The organism is Pseudonocardia benzenivorans CB1190, from assembly GCF_000196675.2.
Classification (GTDB): Bacteria; Actinomycetota; Actinomycetes; order Mycobacteriales; family Pseudonocardiaceae; genus Pseudonocardia; species Pseudonocardia benzenivorans.
In genome coordinates this window covers 3,868,802-3,886,676 of record NC_015312.1, presented here as the reverse complement: position 1 = coordinate 3,886,676, position 17,875 = coordinate 3,868,802, and the positions used below count along the sequence as shown (strand labels likewise).

Genomic DNA, 17,875 nt, shown 5'->3' with positions numbered 1-17,875 from the left:
GATGGTCGCTCCAGCGACCATCGCCGCTCACGGGCTGTACTCCGGGTGCTTCTCGATCCAGCTCCGGATGAAGGGGCAGTCCGGGCGGACGCGCAGCCCGCGGGCACGGGCGGCGTCGAGCGCGCCGCGGGCCAGCACCCCGCCGAGGCCGCGACCGCCGAACCGGTCGTCGACCTCGGTGTGGGTGAACACGATCAGCCCGTCGTCCAGCGTGTAGAAGGCGCGGCCCGCGACCTCGTCGCCGACGAGGACCTCGAAGCGGGACCGCTCGGGGCGGTCGACGACGACCGGCGCGGGCCCCGCCACGTCGGTCACGACGTCGCCCCGCCCAGGTCGCCGTGCGGGACGTAGCTCGCCGGGATCACGCCGAGCTTGCCCTTCTGGTAGTCCTCGAAGGCCTGCAGCACCTCGGCCTTGGAGTTCATGACGAACGGGCCCGCCCACGCGACCGGCTCCTGGATCGGGCGGCCGCCCAGCACGACGACGTCGAGGCCCGCCAGCCGCGACTCCTGCTTGTTCGCCCCGTTGACGGTGATGACGTCGCCCGGCCCGAGCACGACGAGCTGTCCGGTCTCGATCGGCTGCCCGTCGGGCCCGATGCTGCCGGCGCCGGAGAGCACGTAGACCAGCGCGTTGAAGTCGCGGCGCCACGGCAGCCGCAGCTGCGCGCCGGGGCTGATCGTCGCGTGCATCATCGCCATCGGGGTGCGGGTCGAGCCGGGACCGGTGTGCCCGGCCAGCTCACCGGCGATGACCCGGATCAGGGCGCCGCCGTCGGCTGTGGTGAGCAGGGCCGCCTCGGCCGCCCGCAGGTCCTGGTACTTCGGCTCGCTCCACTTCTCCGCCCTGGGCAGGTTCACCCACAGCTGCAGTCCGTGGAAGAGGCCGCCGCTCGCGACGAGCGCCTCCGGGGGCCGCTCGATGTGCAGCAGCCCGCTGCCCGCGGTCATCCACTGCGTGTCGCCGTCGGAGATCGTCCCGCCGCCGCCGTGGGAGTCCATGTGCTCGAAGGTGCCGTCGATGATGTAGGTGACGGTCTCGAAGCCGCGGTGCGGGTGCCACGCCGTGCCCTTCGGCTCACCGGGTGCGTACTCGACCTCGCCCATCTGGTCCATGTGCAGGAACGGGTCGAGGTCGCGCAGGTCCACACCGGCGAACGCGCGGCGGACCGGGAACCCCTCGCCCTCGTAGCCGGTCGGCGCGGTGGTCACCGAGCGGACGCGGCGGTCCAGGTCGGTGGGCCCGGCTTCGGGAACCCGGGCGAGCGTGGTGATGTCGGCGACGGTGACGGCCGGCATGGCGACCTCCTCGTGTCGTGAGCACCCTCTGTCAGTTGAGCGTGCAACTATCTCGTCGAACGGTGCCGGGGCTCCCGGCATTCCCGGCCCCTTCAGACGAGCGCGGTCCGCAGGTGCGCCCCGAGCGCCGCGCCGTCGGCGACCGACGGCCCGTGGCTGAACGCCAGCACGGAGTGGTCCACCTCGGCGAGGCGGCGGACCGTCTGCCGGCAGAGCCGCGCGTCGTTGCACAGCGCCCGCGGCGAGACCCGCATCCGTCCGACGTTCATCAGCGCGTCCCCGACGACCAGCACCCCGCTCGGCTCGTGCAGCAGGGCGACGTGGCCGGGGGTGTGCCCGGCCGTCGCGAGCACGTGCAGCCCGCCGTCGAGCGCCTGGCCGTCGGTGAGCTCCTCGGCGACCGGCACCGGCGGGAACGTCCCCTTGCCGAGCCGGGCCATGATCCGCCCGCCGCGTGTCGACGGGTCGAACCGCGGACCGGCCCCGGCCAGGGCGAACGAGACGTCGTCACCGTGCAGCGCGACCGGGGCGCCGGTCGCGGCGGCGAGTGCGGCGGCACCGCCCGCGTGGTCGGGATGGGCGTGCGTGACGACGATGCGCCGCACGTCCGACGGCCTCCGCCCGATCGCGGCCAGACCCGCGAGCACCCGCTTCGGTGCTCCCGGCAGCCCCGTGTCGACGAGCGTGACCTCGCGCCCCGGGCCCTGGGCGAAGACGAACGTGTTGAGCCACGGGCCGCGGACCGTGTGCAGCCGCCACGCTCCGTCGGCGAGCGGTACGGCGAGCGGATGGGCCATGTCGTCGCAGCGTAGACCCGCCACAATGGACCCGTGCCCGCGATGAGCGACGACGACCGGCGCGCCCGGGTGGCCGCGTCCCCGGTGGCCCGGCTCGCCACCCTGCGCGCCGACGGCACCCCGCGCCTGGTCCCGGTGACGTTCGTGCTGCTCGACGGCCTGCTGTGGAGCGCGGTCGACGACGTCAAACCCAAGAGCGGCAGGCGGTTGGCCCGGCTCGACGACGTCGACCGGGACCCGCGGGCGGCCCTGCTCGTCGACCACTACGAGGACGACTGGGACCGGCTGTGGTGGGTGCGCGTCGACGGCACCGCCGAGATCCGCGACGCCCCCGCGTGCCGCCCCGCACTGGACGCGCTCGCGGCGAAGTACCCCCGCTACCGCGACGCCCCGCCGCCCGGCCCGGTGCTCGTGCTCACGCCGGAGCGCTGGGCGGGCTGGACGGCGCGGTGAGGCCGGCCACGAAGGCCGCCACCGCGGCGAGGGTGTCGTCGCGGCGTTCCAGGTGCGGAGAGTGGCCGCAGTCGAGCAGCAGCAGCTCGACCGGGCCCGCCGCGAGATCGCGGACCGCCTCGACGTGGGCGACCGTGCCGTAGACGTCGGCCGTGCCCTGGACCGCCAGTACCGGGCAGGTGATCCGCGGCAGCTCGCCGGTGATGTCCCAGGACCGGAACCGCGGGTCCAGCCACACGCCGACCCAGTTGCCGAACATGACGTCCGGGTCGTCGTGGTGGCGGGCCATCCGCGTGCGCAGGGCGCCGTCGTCGAACGCCGCGCGGGTCGTGGCGATCGAGGCGAGCCCGCCGTCCTCGACGAACACGTGGGGCGCGAGCACCGCCACGCCGGTCAACGGCAGCTGCGACGCCGCCGCCAGCAGCGCGATCGAGCCGCCGTCGCTGTGCCCGACCAGGATCGGGGACGCGATGCCGAGCGCGGCCAGCACGGCGGGCAGCACCTCCCGGGCTTCCACGTGCATGAAGTCGGTCCCGCGCGGCGCGGCGGGCGGACCGGAGCGGCCGTGCCCGAGCCGGGAGAAGGCGACGGTGCGCCGCCCGGTCGCGGCCGCGAGGTCGCGGTGGAAGCCGCGCCACAGCCCGACCGAGCCGAGGCCCTCGTGCAGCAGCACCAGCGCGGGTTCGGCGCCGGGGACGTCCTCGTACTCGTACCGACCGCCGCCGACCTCGATCGTCGCCGGAACCACCGCCTCCTGCACGAGCCGATGATAGGTGGTGGGGTTAACGACCGTTCACACCGTCGTCCGGGGGCGCGGACAGCCGCGCGACGAGGGTGCGCGGGGCGATCTCCCGGTAGGCGTCGAGGACGATCTCGGCGATCTCGTCCCAGTCGACGGGCACGTCGAGCCACACGCCGAGCCAGCCCCGGCCGCCGACGTAGGGCGGGCGGAAGTACCGGTCCGGGTGCGCGGCGACGAGCGCCTCCTGCGCCCCGGGCGGGGCGGCGCACCAGAAGGCGACCCGGTCGTCGTGATGGTGATCGGCGTAGGTGACGAAGACCTTCCGGACGAACCACGTCGGCTCGCCGTGGCTCGTCCGCTCGGTGACCCCCGGCAGCGCCGTGCACAGGGCGCGCAGCCGGCCGAGCGGGTCCGGGTCGGCGTCGATGGCGTTCACGCACGTCACCCTCCCGTGCGCAGCCGCGACACCGCCAGTCCGGAGGTGCTCCGACGCCAGCGGCGCCCCTACGATTGCGCCCGACCGACGACGGCGCCACCGGGGCCGTGACCCGGGGAGGCGACGCTGCAGGGACGGGACGGCATGGCCGCCGCGATGATCGACGCGGCGCCCGTCGGCCTGTTCGCCCTCGACGCCGCCGGGTCCGTGCTGGTCTGGAACGCGACCGCGGCCGAGCTCACCGGGCTGGCCGCGGAGCGGGTACTGGGGCGCAACGGGTTCGGTGCGCAGCGGGCGACCGACGCCGTCGTCGACACCGATGTCGCCGCGTCGGTGATGGCGCAGCTGTCGGCGGGCCGGCGCGTCGAGGGCCGGTTCCCCGCGGCGGTGCCGTCCGGCCGGGTGCTGTGGTTCCGCGCGGTGCCGCGCACCGGGCCGGGGCCCGCCGTCGTCGGCGTACTGCGGGACCTGTCGGAGAGCCGGGTCGGCGACGAGGCGTTCGCGCTGCTCGACGCGTTGTGGGAGACCGCCCCCGTCGGGCTGGCCTACTTCGACACCGAGCTGCGCTACCGCCGGGTCAACAAGGCGGTCGCGACGATCGACGGCGGCACCGCCGACGACCGCATCGGCCGCACGCTGGAGGAGGCGCACGGCGAGACCGGGGCCCGGATCACCGCACTGCTGCGCGAGGTGCTCGCCGACGGCAGGCCACGGCTGCGCACCCGGATGACCGGGCGGCTGTGGCACGGGCGCGGTCCGGAGAAGTCCTGGACCATCGACGCCTACCCGGTCCGCGACGAGGGCGGGGCGGTCATGGGCGTCGGGCTCGTCGTCATCGACGTCACCGACGCCGACCGCACCCGTGAGGAGCTGGCCGACGTCGCCGCGCAGCGGCAGCGGCTGCTCACCCGGTACCAGAGCCTCGTCGAGGCGACCAGCGCGGCGGTGTGGATCCGGGCCGCCGACGGCAGCGCCGTCGAGGACTCGCCGAGCATGCGGGCCATCACCGGCCAGCGCCGGGAGGAGTACCTGGGCTGGGGGTTCCTCGACGCGGTCCATCCGGCCGACCGCCCGTCCAAGCGTGCCGCCTGGCTCGACGCGGTCGCCACCGGCCACCGCTTCTCCCACACCGCCCGGCTGCGCGGCGCGCACGGCGGCTACCGGTGGCACCGGGCCAGGGCCGTCGCCGTGCGCGACGAGACGGGCGCCGTCGTCGAGTGGGTGGGCACCGAGAGCGACATCGAGGCGAGCGTGCGGGCGCGGCAGCGGCTCGACGTCCTGGCCAGGGCGACACTGGCCGTCAACGGGGCCGACGACCCCGAGGGCGGGCTGACCGCGCTCGCCGAGACCGTCGTCCCCGAGTACGCCGACCTGTGCCGGGTCTACCTCGTCGAGCCGGTGACCGCGGGCGGCGCCGTCCTGACCGGCGTCCGGTCCGTCTCGCGCACCGCGCCCGGGTTCGCCCCGCCACCGCCGGCGGTCGACCGGTTCGTCTTCGGTGCCGCGCACCCGGTGTCGCGGGCGGTGCGCGACCGCACCGCCGTGCTCGACAGCGCGACCACGTCGCGCGAGGAGTGGGCGGGCACGGCGGAGATGTGGGACTGGGGCCGGGCGGCCGGTCTGCACTCCTGTCTCGCGGCGCCCGTCGTGTCGGGCGGGCTCGTCGTCGCCGCCGTGATGTTCCTGGCCTGCGGGGACCGGCCCGCCTACACCGACGACGACCGGGCGCTCGTCGTCGAGCTGGCGGCGCGGGTGTCGGCCGCGGTCGAGGTCACCCGCCGTGTCCAGCGCACCCGGGAGGTGTCCCTGGCGCTGCAGAACGCGATGCTCACCGAACCGCCGCGGCCCGCCGAGATCGGCATCGCCGGCCTCGAGGTGCAGGCCCGCTACCTCCCGGCGGCGGCCGAGCTGCAGATCGGCGGGGACTGGTACGACGCGTTCCGGCTGCCCGGCGGCGACCTCGCGCTCGCCGTCGGCGACGTCTCGGGGCACGACCTCACCGCCGCCGCGACGATGGGCCAGCTGCGCAGCATGCTGCGCGCGCTGGCCTACGACACCGAGCGGGAACCCTCGGACGTGGTCGCCAGGCTCGACCGGGTGGCGTCGCGGCTCGGCGTCACCGGGTTCACGACGCTCGTCTACGGCCGGGTGCTGTGGACGGGTGACCACGCGGTGTTCCGGTGGTCGAGCGCCGGGCACCCGCCGCCGCTGCTCGTGGCGCCGGGTGGCGACGTGCGGGTGCTCGACGTCCCGGTCGACGTCGTCATCGGGGTCGACGCCGGGATGCCCCGGCACGACCACGAGGTCGCGCTCCCGCCCGGCTCGACCCTGCTGCTCTACACCGACGGGCTCTACGAGCGCCGCGACGACCCCGACGACGCCGCGACCGACGCGTTGCTGCGGCTCGCGGGCGCGGCGTCGGAACTGCCCCTGGACCGGTTCTGCGACGCGGTCGTGCGGGGCAGCACGGCCGACACCGGGGACGACGTCGTCGTCCTCGCGGTGCGGGCGGGGCCTCCCGATCAGCAGGGCACCGATCAGCAGGGCACCGGTCGTCAGCTCACCGACCAGCAGGTCACGGCCGATCGGCAGGCCGCTCAGGCGAGCTCACGGTCGGCGTAGACGCGCATCGCGTCGCGCAGGTAGACCGCCAGACCGGGCGCGTCACGGTCGATCGTCGTGGTGAACCGCGGATCGTCGACGTAGAGCTCGCCCAGCCCGATGTAGGCCTCGCGGTTCGGCTCCCAGAAGTGCCGGACCCACGCGTGGTGCTCCGCCACGGCCGCCTGCACGGCGGCGTCGTCGACCGGGCTGCCCGCGCGCATCAACTCCGCGATCCGCGCGTTCACCGCCGTGCCCTGCGCCATCACCTCGCGCTGCCGCCCGGCGTCCCAGCCGGCGACCCGGCGCTGGGAATCGGCCGCGGTGTCGCCCCAGCGCTCGCGCGCCTCGGCCGCGTAGGGGTCGTTCGCGAACCCCTCGAACAGTTCCTCGGCTGCCATCTCCTCACCTCCCTCCCGTTCCTCGATCGTGCGCGCGACGGTCGCGGCGAGCGTGCGGAGCCGGCGTGACTCCGACAGCAGCCGTGCGTGGTGGCGGCGCAGCGCCGCGACCTCGTCGGTCTGCCCGTCGAGGACCGCGGCGATGTCGGCCAGGCCGAGGCCGAGCTCGCGCAGCAGCAGGATGTGCTGCAGGCGGTCGAGCTCGGGGCGCCCGTAGAGCCGGAGCCCGCCGTTGCCGGTGCCCGCGGGGCGCAGCAGACCGGTGTGGTCGTAGTGCCGCAGCGTCCGCGAGCTGACCCGGGCCATCCGGGCCACCTCCGCCGTCGACCAGCGCATCGTCCGTCCTCCCGTCGTGCAGGAACGACGGTAGGGGTTGACGCAGCGTCAAGCGCAAGCTCCGCGACGGGGGACGTCGCGCCGCGGAGCTCGGAGCGCCCGTTGCGGGGCGGTGTCAGCCGGCGTGGAACGCGTCCCGGTGGGCGGCGAGCACGTCGTGCCCGAAGTCGGACTCCGGGTCGCGCCAGACCGAGTGCGCGTGGTTGACCTGGCGCTGGGTGTTGTCGTACTCGACGAGGAAGCGCGGCGCCTGCAGCCGGTAGTAGTGCGGCTCGCCCGGCCTGGTCGGGCCGGCCCACGCGATGTGCACGTCGTCGAGGTCCGGCCACACCGCGAGCCCGGCCGGCACGCGGTCGACGTAGGCCGACACCAGCGCGGAGAGCAGTTCGCGCCCGGCGGGGTCGAGGGCCGCGCCCGGGACGCCGCGCGGGCCGCCGAGTGCGAGGGTCTGGTGGTCGGTCTCGTCGAAACCGCTGTCCTTCTCCGCGGTCTCGTTCATCGCGTCGAGCCGTTCGACCAGGCGCGGTTCTCGCAGGCGCCCCCGCCAGAGGCCGGGCAGCTGGATCATGGTGTCGCCGGTCGCGATGCGGGACCGGTTGCCGCCGATGATGTCCGCCGGTGCCCGGTCGAGCAGCACGGCCTCCGCCGCGAGGTCGGCGGGCAGCGAGCGGACGAGCTCGCGGGCCAGGTCCTCGGCGCCGCCGAGCGGGCGCAGGGGCGCCGGGCCGAGCAGCGGGGAGGTCGCGGGGTCGGCGCCCAGGAAGCAGGGCGTCGTCGAGACGACGGCGCCGTCGACGACGAGGTTGTTGAGCGACACGTGGTGGCCGCCGAACCGCCAGGCCCACGCTCCCGACGGTCCCGGCTCCCCGAAGACGCGCAGGTAGTAGCGCTGCGGATCGCGCCCGCGCTCGTGGCCCCAGTCGACGCTGAAGCCCTCGACGCGGTCGAGGACGTTCTCCAGCCCGAGGACCGTCGACACGGTGACGTAGCCCGCGTGCGACAAGCCCGAGGACACCAGCTGCATCGCCAGCGACTGCTGCGCCGGGCGCATCGCGCCCAGCGTCAGACCGCCGTGGTCGGTCGGGGTGTAGTACCAGCGCAGCCGCTCGCTGTCGGCCTCGGCGTCCGATCCGGGGGTCCCTCCGGTGCCGATCCGGCGTTGCCCCGGATCGAGCGATTCCAACCAGTGGGCGGCGGCCTGCGCCATCTGCGTGGCGGTGGTCCGGGCGGTCTCGTCGGCGGTGACGACCATGGACCGAGCCTACGACGCGCGGCCCCGTACAGTCGCCTCCTGATGAGCCAGTCGCGCGCGCCCGTCGAACTCGTCGCGCGGGCACGCGCGCTCGCCGGCACCGGCCGGCGACGGGTGCTGCTCGGCATCGCGGGCGCTCCCGGCGCCGGGAAGACGACGCTGGCCCGGGCGCTCGTCGCCGCGCTGGCCGACGACCCGCCGCCCGGGTGCGTCCCGGGGGAGTGGGTCGCGCACGTCCCGATGGACGGCTTCCACCTCGCCGACGTCGCCCTGCGCCGGCTCGGCCGTGCCGGACGCAAGGGCGCGCCCGACACGTTCGACGCCGGGGGGTACGCCGCGCTGCTGCGCCGGCTGCGGTCCGACGACGGCGACACCGTCTGGGCGCCGCAGTTCGAGCGCGATCTCGAGCAGCCGATCGCGGGGGCCGTCGACGTCGGGCCGCGGGTGCGGCTCGTCGTGACCGAGGGGAACTACCTGCTGCTCGACGACCCGACGTGGCACCCCGTCCGCGACGCGCTCGACGAGGTCTGGTTCTGCGCACCGGACGAGTCGGAGCGGCTGCGCCGGCTCGTCGCACGGCACGTCGAGTTCGGGAAGTCACCCGCCCACGCCGAGTCCTGGGTGCGCGACGTCGACGGCCCCAACGCCGCACTCGTCGCCGCGAGCCGGTGTCGCGCCGACCTCGTCGTGGGCGACGACGTGCCGGCCGGGACCGGTCCCGACCCTCAGTCGGCGTAGCCGACCGGCCCACCGCCCATGTGGCCGAGCCCGCCGGCCCGGCCGACCCGGATGTCGCAGCGGATCGTGACCGGCTCCAGGCCGGTGAGGTCGGCGATGAGGCCGCGGGCGGCGTCGTCGGCCTCGGTCATGTCCCGCACGCTGGTGGCCGCCTCGATCGCCGGGACGTAGAGCACCATCCGGCGGTCGGCCATCCAGGCCACCACCTCGAAACGGCGTTCCTCCGCCTCCGGTGCGCTCACGCCGCCACGGTAGCCCGCCCGGGCCTCCACGGGCAGGCCCCGCGCCGTCACCCGCAGGGGTGGGCGAGGGTGCACGTACTCGGCGTCGTCGGCGATGGCTCCGCGGTCGTCGACGGGGCGGCGGCCGAGCCGGCCGGTGGCTCCGCGCTCGCTGCGCGGGGATCGGCCTCGGCGGGCGGGGCGTCGGTCGTCGGTGGCGGTGCGGAGGCGGTGGGCGTCGGGGTGGCCGTCGGCGAGGCCGTCGTCCCGGCCGGGGCGTCCGGGTCGACACCCGGGGGCTTGTCCGACGGCGGCTCGCCGATCGGCCGGTACGGGGCGAACGTGGGCGGCGGCTGCGCCTTCGCCGTGTCGACCATGAAGTTGCGCCACACCTCGCCGGGCACGGTGCCGCCGGAGATCGGCGTCCCGTTCGCGGTCCGGATGGGGGAGTTCATGTCGGTGCCGATCCAGACCGTCGTCGCGACGTCGGGGGTGAAGCCGCTCATCCAGGCGTCGTTGTTCTGGCCGTCGATGTGCGACTGCACGGTGCCGGTCTTCGAGGCCACCTGCCGGACGCCCGGCAGCGTCAGCCCGTCGTTGCTCGCGACGTCGAGCATCGCCTCGGTGACGTTGCGCGCCACCTGCTCCGGGAAGCGGCGCTCCCCGTCGGACGACCGGGACTGGTAGAGCACCCGGCCGTCGGAGGTCACGACCTTCGAGATCAGGTGCGGCACGTGGTACACCCCGCCGTCGGCGATCGTCGCGTAGGCCGACGCCAGCTCGACCGGGGTGACCTCCTTGTTACCGAGCGCGAGCCGGGAGTCCGGGTCGTTCAGCGGCGAGGTGATGCCCGCGGCCCGCGCGGCGTCGGCGACGTTCTGCGGGCCGACCTTCTGGGCCAGCTGCGTGAACACGACGTTGTTGGAGATCGTCATGGCCTGCTTGACGTCGCAGCGCCGGCAGTCGGCACCGTCGGCGTTGCGCAGCCCGGGCACCGGCTCGCCGCTGAACACCTCGCCCAGCCCGACCGGCGGGTCCTGCATCAGTGCGGCCAGCACGACGAACGGTTTGAACGTGGACCCCGGCTGCTTGCGCACCTGGGCGTAGTCGAGGCCGACACCGTTGTCACCGCCGTAGTAGGCCATGATCCCGCCCGTCGCGGGGTCGATCGCGACGACCGCCGAGCGCAGATCGGCGGGCTGTCCCGCCAGCCCGGCGTGGGCGGCGTCGACGGCCTGCTTCTGCCGGGTCGGGTCGATCGTCGTCGTGATCTGCAGGCCCTCCTGGCTGAACTCCTGGTCGGAGATGCCGAGCGACCCCAGCTCGTCGCGGACCGCGTTGACGATGTGCCCGCTGCTGTCGGTCGGCACGCTGCCGGAGACGATCTTGCGCGGGACGGTCTGCGGGAACGTCGCCTGCGCCCGCTCCTGCGGCGTGATCCAGCCCTGGGAGGCCATTCCGTCCATGACGAACTGCCAGCGGCGCAACGAGTTCGTCGGGTCGATCGCGGGGTCCCACCGCGACGGCGACTGGATCACCCCGGCCAGCAGCGCGCCCTCCGCGACCCCGAGCCGGTCGACGTCCTTGCCGAAGTAGGCCTGGCTCGCGGCCTGGATGCCGTAGGCGCCCCGCCCGAAGTAGATCGCGTTGAGGTAGTCGTCGAGGATCTCGTCCTTCGACCGCTCCTGGTTGATCTTGACCGAGACGATCATCTCCTTCCACTTCCGGAAGAGCGTCGCCTGGTCCCCGACCAACGTCGTCTTGACGTACTGCTGGCTGATCGTCGAGCCGCCCCCGGCGCCGCCGCGCAGCTGGTTCCACGCCGCGCGCAGGATGCCGGTGACGTCGAAGCCGGGGTTGGAGTAGAACGTGCGGTCCTCGGCTGCGAGGACGGCCTGCCGCACCTGCAGCGGGACCCGGTCGATCGGGACCTTGACCCGGTTGCCCTGCTCGGGGACGAGCCGGGCGAGCTGGCTGCCGTCGGCGTAGGAGACCACCGCCACCTGGTTGTTGACCGCCTCGTCGGGCGTCGGGACGGAGAAGATCAGGTAGCCGATGACGAAGAGCAGCACCGGCGCGAGGACGACGGTCGCGACGCCGCCGATGATGCTCCACCGGATCCGCCGCCGGCGGCGGATCCGGCGCTCCTCCGGCGACAGCGGGCGCAGGTGCTGCGAGCTCGACCGGCGCAGGCCGCGCAGCATCTCCGCGGGAGTCCGCCGCCGCGCCGCGCGCCGCCGGCCGGTGCGGCCGCCGTCGGACTCGGCGGCGTCGTCGGTGCGGCGGGGGCCGGTGTCGCCGGCTCGGCGGCTCGTCGGCGTCTGCCACCAGCCCGGGCCAGGGGCGCGGCGCGGTCCGCGCCCCTCGCGGGCGTCCCGGTCGGTGCGCGAGCCGGGGCTGCGCCTCCCGGGGTTGGGCGTCCCGGGGTCGGGCGTCCCGGAGCTCGTGGGTGCGGCGCCGCGGGCCGCGGGGCGGCGGGACCGGGGGTGGCGGGCCTCGGTCGTGGCGGCCTCGGCGGCTCGGGGCCCGTCGGTGCGCGCTGTCGAGCGGGCGCGGCCGGTGTCCGGCCGGCGGGGACCGGTGCGCTCACCGGGAGGGCGCTCCCCAGGAGTCTCGTCGCCCGGGGTGCGGCGCCGGCTGCGGTCCGCGGGCGCACGACCGTCGTCCGTGGTTGCCCCGCCGGGCCGGCGGCGGGCGGCGGACTCCGCTGCCGGCGAGCCTGCGGGTCGGGCCGGACCGGGCTCGGCAGCCGGGGGCGTCCCGCGATCCGGTGCGCCGCGCACGGCGGCGGTGCCGGGGTCGCCGTCGGGACGGCGGTTCCGCACGGCCGCGGGCCGGCGGGCCGGGTTGTGGTCCTCGGCGCGGTCCGCGGCCGTGCCGGGCCGGTGGGGTCGTTCCGGCTGCCGGGGCGTGCCGTTCGCTCTGCTCGGCTCGGTCGACCGTGGAGGCCCGGCCGGAACCTGCGGCGCGCCGCCGTCGCCGGGCGTCGGGCGACCGGACCCGTTGTCGCGCGCCGTGGCACGGGTGCCGGCTGCCGGGCGCCCGGTCGGCCCCGGAGTTGCGCCGGTCCGCTCGCCCCGCGGTGCGGTCGCCCGCTCGTTCGTCGGAGGAACGCCCCGTCGGCCGGCACCGGCCGACGCGGCGAGCCCCGGTAGCGCGGTCCGTGGCAGACCCGGGTCCGTGCCGCGCTCGCGCGGCACCGGGACGTTCCCACCGCGGTCCGCCGGACCCCCGCCCGTGCCGGTCGGGCGCTCCGGGAAGCCGGTCGCGGCCCTCCCCGGGTCGACGCCGCCGGCGCCCGGTCGGGCGCCGGGGAGGCGGCCGGCGTCGGAACGGGTACCGACCGGGAGGCCGTCGCCCGGCCGTCCCGCCCGCGGCCGCCGGGGCGGTCGAGGAGGTGGGGTCGGAGCGGTCGGCACCCGCGGTCTCTCCTCTCCGGACGGCACGGTGGTCCACGACGGGCCGGGCCGGTGCCCGGTCGCGAACCGATCGTGAGGTCAACGGGAGGTGTCGACAGGGCGGTGCGCATGTCGACGGGAGATCACCCGAATGCAGTCACCGATTCGGCACCGCACCGTCCGACGGCACGGGTTTCGGCGACGCCTGGTAGTCGACGGCCGCCCGACCGGACGCGTCGGAGGGCGGTCGCTCGGCCGGGGTGGTCGCTCGGTCAACACGGTCGACATGCCCCCGTGAACGCGAGCCGCCGGGGCGCTCGTCGGAGTCCGGGCGGCCGGCACCGCGGCGGGACGCCGTCCGGGCCGGTCCGGACCGGGCAGGTCGACTCGATCGCGCCTGCTCGCACGTTTGCCGGGCTGGTCCATCGGGGGCGGTCCATCGGGGGCGGGCTGCCGGGGGCGGGGCTGCCGGGGGCGGGGCTGCCGGGGGCGGGGCTGCCGAGTGGGGTCCCGGACGGGTCGAGGTCGCGGAGGGCGAGCCGAGAGGGACCGGGTCCGCGTGGGCGGGGTCGGCGTGGGCGGGGTCGGCGGAGACGGGTCGGCGTGGGCGGGGTCGGCGAGAGCGGGTCGGTGAGAGCGGAGCGGGCGATGCATCGGCAAGGGGCGGCGGGAGCGAGGGCAGGTCGGCGCGGGGGTGGTGCGGGCGTGGTGGAGCGCAGCTCGACGAGCGGGATTCTGGAGGACCGGCCGGCGAGGATGCGGTCGTCCGGCGAGAAGCGGCGTTGACGATCCGGCTCACCGGAGATCAAGGCGGTCGAGGAGCCGGATGTGCGCCGTCCCCTCCGCCGGCCGCCGGGCGCTCGTCGTCGCGCCGCAGCGGGGCCCGCCGCTGCCCCAGTGTCCGCGGGGACGACCGAGTGGCGGACGGCACGGGTGCAACCGTGCCGCACCGCACGGTCCTTGCGATCTGTCCGGTATCACCAGGTTTCCTGTACGACCGTTCAGCCTATTTCAGGCACGCCCGAAAGGTCGCCCGTAATCGGCCGTGAGCGGACCGTAGTTGCGCTGAAAGGGCTGAGAAATCGGGCCGGAAGACCCTGTGCAAGAATCGATCGTGATCGCTTTCGCGAGCGCTGTCCGTGCCTTGATCGAGGTGTCTGGCGCGACATTCGTGTGCGTGCTCGACCGCGATTCCGGCGCGGTTCTCGACTCCATTTCCGCCGGCGTGGACGACGGGGTCGACTCCGCGGCGGTTCTCGCGCTGGTCACGGCCGCCGGCTCGCTCGAAAGTGGCCATACGTCCGACGACGCCCTCGACGACATCACGGTCACGACGCGGCGCAGCTTCCATGTCCTGCGTCCCGTCACAGTGGGCTCGCGGGCCCTCGTGGTCCATCTCGTGCTGCAGCGGGGGAGGGCGAACCTGGCGCTGGCGCGTCGTGAGCTCCTCGCGCCGGAGGTCGCCGACGCCGTCGCCGTACTGGCGGGACAGCCGCCCGGGCAGCGGGCACCGGCAGCAGCCGGGGCGACGCCCCCGGATCGGTCCGCCGGTGGTCCGGGCGCGGCCGCCTCGCCGGGTTCGTCGCCGGGCTCCCTCGTCTCGGGCTCCGCCGGGTCGGGCTCCGCCGGGTCGGCACCCTCAGGGTCGCGCACCGCCGTGCCGGGCCGTGCCGGCTCCGGCGAGTTCGGGTCGGGCTCCTCCTCGTTGTCGGCCGCGGCGGAGCCGAGCCCCGGTCCGGCAGAGTCGCCGCCTGTGTCCGTGCCGCTGCAGTCGCGGCCGCCGGGCGGTGCGCCCCAGCCCGCTGCGGCGCAGGTGAGAAGCGTGGACGAGGCGCGTCCGTCGCCGCCCGCGGCCATCGCCGGGCGCGGTCGTGTGCCTCCCTCCGCCGCTGCGGCGGCCGCGTCCTCCGGTGCGACGCCCTCGGCCTCGGATCCGCCGGCCTCGCGCCCGCCCGGTTCCACGTCGCCCGGCTCGAAGGCGCCGGTGTCGATGTCTCCCGTGTCGATGTCTCCCGTATCGATGTCCCCCGGGTCGACGTCTCCCGGGTCGCCGTCCGTGCCCCTGCCTCGTCGTGGGGAAACGATGTCGCCGGAACGCGGCGCATCGCCGCGTCGGTTGCCTCGTCCGGTCCGGCTGGTCCGGCCGGGGGAGCCGGTGGAACGGACCGTGGCACCGGCCGCGGCGCCCGTGCCGGCGGCGGCACCCGCCGCCGGTCGCGCCGAGCTCGACGAGCCGGACGACGCTCCCGGAGCGCTCCCGCGCCGCGACCCGGGCAGCGTCGTCCCTCCTGCGACGACGCCCGCGCGCGCGACATCGCACCGCGCACCCACGGGCGGACCGGGCGCATGGGCGCACGACATGTCGACGATGAAACGTATTCTTGCCGGATTGCGCCGAATGGTCTAACCGCCGGCGCGTCGCGAATTGTGGGGGCGGGCCTTTCCGGCGCCCCCGAATTGATGCGCTAGGCTCCGGCACCCGCGGAACCCCGAATTCCGCGGACCCCCCGACCCCGACGAGGAGCAAGAAATGAGCAACATCGAGCACGCGCTCGACATGGCGGCGAATATCAAGGGTGCGTTCGCGGTGGCCCTGGTCGACTGGGAGAGCGGCATGATGCTGGGCTCTCGCGGTGGCAGCGCCGAGTTCGACCTCGACGTCGCGGCCCCGGGCAACAGCGACGTGATCCGGACCAAGATGGAGGTCGTCCAGAAGCTCGGCCTGCGCGAGCAGATCGAGGACATCCTGATCACCCTGGACACGCAGTACCACCTGCTCCGGATGATCCGTGGCACGGACGAGAAGCTGTTCTTCTACCTGGTGCTCAACCGCGCCCAGGCCAACCTGGCGATGGCGCGGCGCGACCTGCGGGTCATCGAGCAGGACTTCTACATGGCCCACCCGGCCGCCAACACCCGTCAGGCCGTGCCCGGCAACGAGGGGCAGTTCTTCCCCTCCAACCAGCGCTGACAGCGGCCCCGCGGGCGAGGTGAAGCGCACGTCGTGAACACGAACGGCCCCGGTGTACCGGCCGTCGCCCCACCGGTCGGGGCGTCCCCGGACGCGGCGCTCGCCGCGCTCGTCCGGGACCGCGCGGTGGTGGCGGCGGCACTGCTCGACGCGGGCAGTGGCATGCTCCTCGCGGCCCGGTCCCGAGAAGGTGCCCCGGAGGACCTCGAGACGGTGTGCGCGGGTCAGGCCGACGTGATCCGGGCGGCGGTGGACGCGGCGGCCGTGTCGTTCGGCGGGCCGGCACCGACGGAGGTGGTCGTCGCCCACGGCGACCGCCTGCACCAGGTGCTGCGCACCGTCCACGACCCGCTCGGCGACCGGCTCGTGCTGTCGCTGCTGGTCGACGGCCCGCCGCGGGCCCTGCGCCGCCTGCGGCGACGGCTCTCGCGGATGGACACCGCGGCGCTCGTCCCGATGCCGGGGGCACTCGTTCGGACGGCGCCGCCCGACCCGCCCTCGGTGTCGGGCGCACCTGTCCCGCCGGCCCCGGGCGGCTCACCCGCCCGTCCGGAGGCCGATCTCTTCACCCCGGCCGGGCCGGTCGCGCCCGGTCCGTGGTGGCCAGGAGCCGGCGTGCCCGGTGCCCCGCGGTGGGCGCCGGGCGCTGCGGCGCCGCCTGCTCCGGTTCCGACCGGTGGGCACGTCGCGCAGCAGCACGTCGTCTCACACGAGCACCCGGCGTCCCCCGGCGGACCGGAACAGCCCGGGGCGACCGCAGCCGCCGGACCGGACCCGCGGCGCGCGCCGCTCGGTACGGAGGCCGCCGCGGTCCCCGGTGCGGGTCCGCAGCAGCCGGCCGGCCCGGCGACGCCGCCGGTGACGGCGCCGGACGCGGCTGGCGCATCGCCTGGTGCATCGCTCGGGGCAACGCCTGCGGCACCCGTCGCGGCACTGCCTGCGGCGCCGTCGAACGAGATCGCGCGCGACACCGCGACGGCGCTGGCGCGCAACGGGCCCATCGGGTCCGCGCCGGCCGCGCTGCCGGCGCCGACGATGTCGCAGCCCCCGGGCGGCCCGGCCTCCGCGACGGCCCGGCTGCCGGTGGTGGCCGCCGCGTCAGCGCCCGGACACCGGTCGGACGCCGCGCCGGCTACGGCCCCGGCCGTCGACGCCGGCGCGGCCACCCCGCCGATGGCGGATCCCTCCCGCGCGGGTGCGTCAGCGCCCGCCGCCCCGTCCCTCCCCGGCACCGCTGCCGATCCGTCCCGCGCGCCCACCCCGGCGGACGCGCAGATGCCGCATGCGAGCACCGTGCCGCCGGCGGACCCGGTGCACGCCGACGCCGGGCCCGATACGCCGCACTCGACCACGACCTCGTCTGCCGAGACGCTCTCGGCCACCGCAACGTCCGCCGAGACGACGCGCTCGACCGCGGCGCTCGCAGGCGACCCGCCGCGGCCCCCCACGGGGCTCACGCCGGTGAGCCTCTTCGGGTCGCCGTCCCCGAGCATCACCCCGGCAGGCCCCGTCCGCTCCGCCAACGGCGCGGCTGCGTCACCCGGCGGGGGCGGGCATCGGATCGCCCGCGACGGCGACGCACAGCGGGTGGCGCCGCTCGGCGCCGCCGGGCTCCCGGGCGACGTCTCGGCCGTCGCGGCTGCGCTCCGTGCGGTCCGCCCCGCAAGCAGCAGCCTCTCCGGCGACGCGCTGTTCGCCGGGACGGTGCCCGCGCCGCCGGCCCCGCCGGTCGAGCCGGCACCGGCGTCGTGGGCCGAGCGCAGGGAGCCCGCGGTCGCGCCCGACCCCTGGCCCGTGCCGCCCCAGGGCGCGGCGACCCACGGCGTCGCGACCCCGGGCGCCGAGCCGCACCCGTGGTTCGGCCGGCACGCACGCCCCGACGGCACGGCCACGTCGGCCGCCGGCTCGGCGTCCGGCACTTCGGCGCCCGGCTCGTCGACACCCGCCGCGACCACCGGTCCCGGCAGGCACGCGTCGCCGCCCCGCGCCGCGGACGCACCCGGTCCCGCGGTGCGGCCGGTGCCACGGCCGCGCCCACACGCCGACGCCGCGGGTCCGGTCGCCGCCGCGGTCCGCTCCGCGGTCGTCGCCGCCCTCCCGGCCGACGGTGCGCAGCCGGCCCGCGGCCCGCAGCCCGGCGAAGCCCCCGGTCCGGCCGCAGCCGACCCGGGCTCCGGCGACGGGCGGGACGGCGCGAACCCGGTCGACACCGACCGCTAGCCTCGACGGCA

Annotated in this window: 15 protein-coding genes; 6 read left to right on the top strand and 9 right to left on the bottom strand. The window is 76.1% G+C overall.

The window, feature by feature from the left end; genetic code table 11:
- Positions 1 to 27: 27 nt before the first annotated feature.
- The 3 genes from PSED_RS18240 to PSED_RS18230 form a co-directional block, all read right to left on the bottom strand.
- On the bottom strand, positions 28 to 315 hold the full coding sequence (locus PSED_RS18240) for a GNAT family N-acetyltransferase (RefSeq protein WP_013675719.1): 288 nt from the start codon (positions 313 to 315) through the stop codon (positions 28 to 30).
- Positions 312 to 1,298, bottom strand: a complete 987-nt coding sequence (locus PSED_RS18235; RefSeq protein ID WP_013675718.1) for a pirin family protein — start codon at positions 1,296 to 1,298, stop codon at positions 312 to 314. The genes PSED_RS18240 and PSED_RS18235 overlap by 4 nt, the downstream gene beginning before the upstream one ends.
- Before the next feature lie 92 nt (positions 1,299 to 1,390).
- Positions 1,391 to 2,095, bottom strand: coding sequence for an MBL fold metallo-hydrolase (locus tag PSED_RS18230; protein ID WP_013675717.1), 705 nt, complete (start codon positions 2,093 to 2,095; stop codon positions 1,391 to 1,393).
- A 42-nt stretch (positions 2,096 to 2,137) separates the two neighbouring features.
- Here PSED_RS18230 and PSED_RS18225 point away from each other — a divergent pair, with 42 nt between their 5' ends.
- Positions 2,138 to 2,548: a TIGR03668 family PPOX class F420-dependent oxidoreductase gene (locus tag PSED_RS18225; RefSeq protein ID WP_013675716.1), complete on the top strand. Its 411-nt coding sequence runs from the start codon at positions 2,138 to 2,140 to the stop codon at positions 2,546 to 2,548.
- Here the strand turns inward: PSED_RS18225 and PSED_RS18220 are convergent.
- Both PSED_RS18220 and PSED_RS18215 read right to left on the bottom strand, forming a co-directional pair.
- The gene (locus PSED_RS18220) at positions 2,511 to 3,308 is read right to left on the bottom strand and encodes an alpha/beta fold hydrolase (RefSeq protein WP_233899070.1); all 798 of its coding nucleotides are present in this window, start codon (positions 3,306 to 3,308) and stop codon (positions 2,511 to 2,513) included. The two genes, PSED_RS18225 and PSED_RS18220, sit on opposite strands and share 38 nt — an antisense overlap.
- Before the next feature lie 22 nt (positions 3,309 to 3,330).
- Positions 3,331 to 3,726, bottom strand: coding sequence for an MmcQ/YjbR family DNA-binding protein (locus tag PSED_RS18215; RefSeq protein WP_013675714.1), 396 nt, complete (start codon positions 3,724 to 3,726; stop codon positions 3,331 to 3,333).
- A gap of 144 nt (positions 3,727 to 3,870) precedes the next feature.
- Between PSED_RS18215 and PSED_RS18210 the strand changes: the two genes are divergently transcribed.
- Positions 3,871 to 6,348, top strand: coding sequence for a SpoIIE family protein phosphatase (locus PSED_RS18210; protein ID WP_013675713.1), 2,478 nt, complete (start codon positions 3,871 to 3,873; stop codon positions 6,346 to 6,348).
- Here the strand turns inward: PSED_RS18210 and PSED_RS18205 are convergent.
- Positions 6,324 to 7,064 (bottom strand): MerR family transcriptional regulator, encoded by a 741-nt coding sequence (locus PSED_RS18205; protein WP_013675712.1) that lies wholly within the window; start codon positions 7,062 to 7,064, stop codon positions 6,324 to 6,326. The two genes, PSED_RS18210 and PSED_RS18205, sit on opposite strands and share 25 nt — an antisense overlap.
- Before the next feature lie 115 nt (positions 7,065 to 7,179).
- The gene (locus PSED_RS18200) at positions 7,180 to 8,316 is read right to left on the bottom strand and encodes a DUF3500 domain-containing protein (protein ID WP_013675711.1); all 1,137 of its coding nucleotides are present in this window, start codon (positions 8,314 to 8,316) and stop codon (positions 7,180 to 7,182) included.
- A 42-nt stretch (positions 8,317 to 8,358) separates the two neighbouring features.
- Here PSED_RS18200 and PSED_RS18195 point away from each other — a divergent pair, with 42 nt between their 5' ends.
- Entirely contained in the window at positions 8,359 to 9,054 is a 696-nt protein-coding gene (locus PSED_RS18195; protein ID WP_013675710.1) for a nucleoside/nucleotide kinase family protein, read from the top strand.
- Here PSED_RS18195 and PSED_RS18190 read toward each other — a convergent pair.
- Complete coding sequence (locus tag PSED_RS18190; protein ID WP_132975528.1) at positions 9,042 to 9,296, bottom strand: hypothetical protein; 255 nt, start codon at positions 9,294 to 9,296, stop codon at positions 9,042 to 9,044. The genes PSED_RS18195 and PSED_RS18190 overlap by 13 nt on opposite strands.
- Before the next feature lie 47 nt (positions 9,297 to 9,343).
- Positions 9,344 to 11,479 (bottom strand): transglycosylase domain-containing protein, encoded by a 2,136-nt coding sequence (locus PSED_RS18185; protein ID WP_013675708.1) that lies wholly within the window; start codon positions 11,477 to 11,479, stop codon positions 9,344 to 9,346.
- A 2,308-nt stretch (positions 11,480 to 13,787) separates the two neighbouring features.
- Here PSED_RS18185 and PSED_RS18180 point away from each other — a divergent pair.
- From PSED_RS18180 to PSED_RS18170, 3 genes are all read left to right on the top strand, one after another.
- Positions 13,788 to 15,080 carry a hypothetical protein gene (locus tag PSED_RS18180; RefSeq protein WP_143770532.1) on the top strand — a complete coding sequence of 431 codons (1,293 nt, stop codon included), beginning with the start codon at positions 13,788 to 13,790 and terminating at the stop codon, positions 15,078 to 15,080.
- Between the two features lie 123 nt (positions 15,081 to 15,203).
- Positions 15,204 to 15,644: a hypothetical protein gene (locus PSED_RS18175; protein WP_013675705.1), complete on the top strand. Its 441-nt coding sequence runs from the start codon at positions 15,204 to 15,206 to the stop codon at positions 15,642 to 15,644.
- 33 nt (positions 15,645 to 15,677) lie between these two features.
- Entirely contained in the window at positions 15,678 to 17,864 is a 2,187-nt protein-coding gene (locus tag PSED_RS18170; protein ID WP_013675704.1) for a hypothetical protein, read from the top strand.
- The last annotated feature ends 11 nt before the right edge of the window (positions 17,865 to 17,875 follow it).